We start from the raw sequence: 4,524 nt of genomic DNA, 5'->3' as shown, positions 1-4,524 counted from the left end.
AGCACAATGCGTGCCCCTCAAGGGGGAGGGGCACGCATTGTGCTTGTGGCAGCATGGCGCCCGCCCACCGGTGCGGACAGGTGCGCGGTACGCTCTCACTGCCGGTGGGGAGATGGCAGGCCTTCGGCGGCGTAGAAATCGTGGGCGCGGGCTCGCGGCGGGTCGTCGATGGTCAGCCAGATGACATCCCCTTCGTCCTCGTCATAATCCCGGTAGCGCTCGGCAAAGCGGGCGAGGGCGGAGCGGGCGAGCTTTACGGCCAGCGACAGGTCGGCAAGGGTCAGCGTCGCGTCGGCCGGGTCGACGCGGGCCGTCGCGACGCGTCCGGGCATGCGCGAGACGGTGCGGCCGACAGCCGAGAGGAACGCGGCAACGCTGACGCGTTGCGCATGGGTGCTGGCAGGCCCGCCGCCCCGGCCGGGTGCGCCCGCGTGTCCGAGCAGCGTGGCGAATTCCTGCCCCAGCACCTCGCCGTCCCTGTCGGCGGCCTCGTAGCGCCGCACCAGGGCGCGGGTGGTGAACTTGGTCTCTGCGTGACGCATGAGCTTGTCTCCAGCCATTAGGTTCGGCCGGCAAGGATAAGACCGCACGCGCCGGCGGGGATAAGTTGACCGGTGCCGCGCTCCGTCGACAGGCTCGCGACGGCTCCGGGGCGCTGCGCGGCACTCCACCGTGAGCGCTCCTGAACTGGCAGGGAATCAATATCAGCGCCCTGGTGAGGTGCGAGCTCCTGCGCGCCTCGAACCGTCCTGAACGCGCTGAAGGGGGCGTGGCGCCAATCCCTCAGAGCCGCCGCAGCGTCTCCTCGTCCTCCTGCCCGTTAAAGAACGCCACTAGCGCGGCGCGGAAGGGCCAATCGCCCGGCAGGTCCTCGGCGGCGCGGGCGAAGAGGGTCATCGAGGAGTGGAATTTCATGTCGTCCGGCGACCCGAAGATCCGGCGGACGCTCTTACCGCCTTGGCGCTCTCCCGGCGCATGGGCGAGCACCGCCCGCGTCGCCTCAACGAGCCGCGACCCGAGTACGGGATGCTTAAGATAGGCCCGTGCCGCCTCGACCCCCGCAAGCGCAAACCGCCGCGACATGTCGCTCCGCCCCAGCCCCGCGACCTGCGGAAAGACAAACCACATCCAGTGCGTCCGCTTCTCGCCCGCGCGCAGCTCGGCGAGGACGGCGGGGTAGATGGGGTCCTGGGCGGCGAGGAAGTAAGTTAACTCACCCAAACGCCTTTAGCACCGTCGGATGAAAGACGATTTCACCGTCACGCTGATAACTCCGGTTCCCCCGATGATAGGATTGTATAACCATCAGCTGGTTCTCATCCTGTTTTCTCGTGCCAAATATCCCAAGTATATATAAAAGGTCCAAAAAATGATCGAAATCATAGAATGCTTTATTGTTTCCTCGCGCGATGTCGTATATCGGGCGCATAATGCCGGAGAACTCCTCGTATGAATGTTTGTGCCTGCTAGAAATAGCATTGGGAACGACATCTCTGAAAACAGATTCTAGAGCGGCTATGCTGCTGCCGTTCATGAATGGACTCGCTGACGATTTAATTTCATTCCAAGCCTCCTGAGCATAGCGTCTCCATACAGTATTCAGCTGTGAACGATTTAACGCCGACAAGTTAGGATATAAATCCTTCGCGCACTTGAAAAATCTTATAAAATCGCGAGGTTTTGACCAAGTTCGATTCATAAATTCGTCTATATCAACACCCCTCATATAGACGCTCAAGAAATCTCCAAATCTAAAAGCTTCCCCTATGGACAATTTAAAGCGTTGATAGATTAAGTGTAAAAGAGGATGTTCGAGATTTACGGGAAAATTCGACCAGCTTAGCTGGTACCCAATTGATTCTACCGTATGATTGATGTCCGCAGAAGAAATTATAGGATGTTCCAAATACTCAGCTCTAACTGCAGCGTAAATTCGAACATCAACCCCTTCTTCTACGAACCTGTCGCTCAGGGCATGAATTGCCAGCAGGCAATCCCTAACCAACATAGCGTCTTGCTGCAGAGATTCCTCACTTCTGTACGCGAAATGGATCTCGTCAACAAAGATGGCTATTTTTGCTTCTTTTCTCCGGAGTCGTCGTACCAAATATGAAAGCAAATCATCGTTGTTTCTCTTGAGCGCTTTTGCAGAATTAGCGAGAACAGTCTCACCAGTTAATTTACCAATATCAACTTGAGCAGAATCGATAATTGTCTTTATTGAATCAAACCCAAGTTGTATCAAGTCGCCAAGCGCTGCCGATCTTACTCGGTCGACGAATGTTCTGTTCTCCGCATAGAACGAATCTGACTGATCTCCGCCATCCAGAGCAAAAGAGTTAAATACCTTCTTCAATATTATCATTATTAATATGCGCTTAATAGCATGATGATAATGTCTGATGCCCTTCAGCTCCTCCTCGTCAACCGCTAAGGGAATTTTAGTTATATCAAGGAGATCGCTTTCTTCGAGAAAGGCTCTTTTAAATATTATGAACTCAGTTGAATGAGTCTTTCCAAGAACATCCTGTATGTATCTAAGTGCTGCAGTCTTTCCAGTCCCTTTTTGTCCATATATCAAAAAATTCTGACCCGAAATGAAATCTTCGAGTGGAAACTGTGGCAAAGTAAAAAAAGAATCTATGTAGATTGGACGCTCTCTAGATCTGATAGAATTTATATACTCGACATTGGCGTCAGGTTGGCCAATTCGGATGTCGCTAAGGCGTGGAAACTGAATAACCGACATCGAGGTGTTCAACGGCACTTTTGAACTCAGTCGTGAGTGTTTTCTTCTCCTGCGCCAAGTTTTAGCCTTTTCATTCGGTTCCATTTTGACCCTCCCCCGCACCCGCTGAGATACGGCATATTTTCCACCTAAATAACATCCCGATCAAGAATCCAGCCTTCAATGCGCCTCATCCCAATTCCTGGCCGCATGCGCATCCACCTGGATCGGCACCGTCAACCGCACGGCGGGTTCCGCCGCCCCTTCCATCACCTGCTTGATCACCGGCATCGCCTCGTGCTCGGTGCCCTCGTCGACTTCAAAAATCAGTTCGTCGTGCACCTGCAACAGCATGTCGGCCGCGATGCCGGCCTGGGCTAGGGCCGGTTCCATGCGGATCATGGCGCGGCGGATGATGTCGGCGGCGCTGCCCTGGATGGGGGCGTTGATGGAGGCGCGTTCGACGAACGAGCGCTCGGCCGCGTGCGAGGAATTGGCGTTGGGGAAACGGATGCGGCGCCCGAAGATGGTGGTGACGTACCCTTCCGCCTTCACCAGGCGGCGCTGGTGGTCCATGTAGTCCTTGATGCCGGGGAAGCGCTTGAAATAGGTGTCGATGTATTCGCCCGCCTCCGAGCGGGGAATGCCGAGCTGGTTGGCAAGGCCGAAGGCCGAGATGCCGTAGATGATGCCGAAATTGATCGCCTTGGCGCGCCGGCGCACTTCCGACGGCATGCCTTCGATCGGCACCTTGAACATTTCGCTGGCGGTCATGGCGTGGATGTCGAGGCCTTCCTCGAAGGCGTCCTTCAGGGCCTCGATATCGGCGATGTGGGCGAGGACGCGCAATTCGATCTGCGAATAGTCGGCGCTGATCAGCATCTTGCCGGGCGCGGCGACGAAGGCCTCGCGGATCTTGCGCCCGTCCTCGGTGCGGATGGGGATGTTCTGCAGGTTGGGGTCGTTCGACGAGAGCCGTCCGGTCAGCACCGAATGCTGCGAATAGGTGGTGTGGACGCGGTTGGTGCGCGGGTTGATGTAGGTGGGCAGCGCATCGGTATAGGTGCCCTTGAGCTTGGTCACCCCACGCCAGTCGACGATGACCTTGGCGAGCGGCACGTTCTCGCGCTCGGCAAGGTCTTCGAGCAGCCCCGCGCCCGTCGCCCACTGGCCGGTCTTGGTCTTGGACCCGCCGGGCAGGCCCAGCTTGCCGAAGAGGATGTCGCCCAATTGCTTCGGGGAGCCGAGGTTGAAGACCTCGCCGGCGAGCTCGTGGGCCTCGGCCTCGAGCGCTGCGGCGCGCTGGGCGAAATCGCCGGAAAGCCGGGCGAGGATCTGCCGGTCGATGGAGATGCCGCGCGCTTCCATGCGCGCGAGGACGGGGGCGAGCGGGCGCTCCAGCGTCTCGTAGATGGCGGTCGAGTTCTCGGGGACGAGCCGGGCCTTGAGGATATGCCAGAGGCGGATGGTCAAATCCGCGTCTTCGCCGGCATAGCGGGTGGCCTGCGCAATCTCGACCTGCGCGAAGGTGCGCTGCGTCTTGCCGGTGCCGAGGAGTTCCTTGATGGGGATGCCGGCGTGGCCGAGCCAGTGGTCGGCGAGCTCGCCCATGGTGTTGAACTGCGGCCCGTCGAGCGCGTAGCTCAAGAGCAGCGCGTCGTCCGTGGACGCGACCTCGAGGCCGTAGCGCACCAGCACGCCATGGTCGAACTTGTAGTTGTGGAAGATCTTGAGGATCGAGCGGTCGGCAAAGACCGGGCGCAGGAGCGCGAGCGCCTCCTCCATCTCCATCTGCC

General features: G+C 58.2%; 4 protein-coding genes. All 4 read right to left on the bottom strand.

All coding sequences use genetic code 11. The features are described 5' to 3' along the window. Positions 1-95 precede the first annotated feature (95 nt). A complete protein-coding gene (locus VE25_RS18780) occupies positions 96-542 on the bottom strand; it encodes a hypothetical protein (protein WP_046110203.1) in 447 nt (148 codons plus the stop codon). Between the two features lie 241 nt (positions 543-783). Further along, entirely contained in the window at positions 784-1,221 is a 438-nt protein-coding gene (locus VE25_RS18775) for a DUF1810 domain-containing protein (RefSeq protein WP_046110202.1), read from the bottom strand. Then, positions 1,214-2,833, bottom strand: coding sequence for a P-loop ATPase, Sll1717 family (locus VE25_RS22800; protein WP_152664680.1), 1,620 nt, complete (start codon positions 2,831-2,833; stop codon positions 1,214-1,216). Before VE25_RS22800 ends, VE25_RS18775 begins: the two co-directional genes overlap by 8 nt. Positions 2,834-2,908: 75 nt before the next feature. Next, a partial coding sequence (gene polA, locus VE25_RS18760; protein ID WP_046110204.1) for a DNA polymerase I occupies positions 2,909-4,524 on the bottom strand: 1,616 nt, incomplete at its 5' end.

It is taken from the genome of Devosia geojensis, from assembly GCF_000969415.1.
In the GTDB taxonomy this organism is placed as follows: domain Bacteria; phylum Pseudomonadota; class Alphaproteobacteria; order Rhizobiales; family Devosiaceae; genus Devosia; species Devosia geojensis.
The sequence above is the reverse complement of the archived record's forward strand: the minus strand, read 5'-3'. Positions and strand labels throughout refer to the sequence as shown.

Bases quoted from the DNA above. Each gene is read 5' to 3' on its own strand.
- VE25_RS18780 (WP_046110203.1), bottom strand. From the start codon at position 542: ATGCGTCACGCAGAGACCAAGTTCACCACCCGCGCCCTGGTGCGGCGC.
- VE25_RS22800 (WP_152664680.1), bottom strand. From the start codon at position 2,833: ATGGAACCGAATGAAAAGGCTAAAACTTGGCGCAGGAGAAGAAAACAC.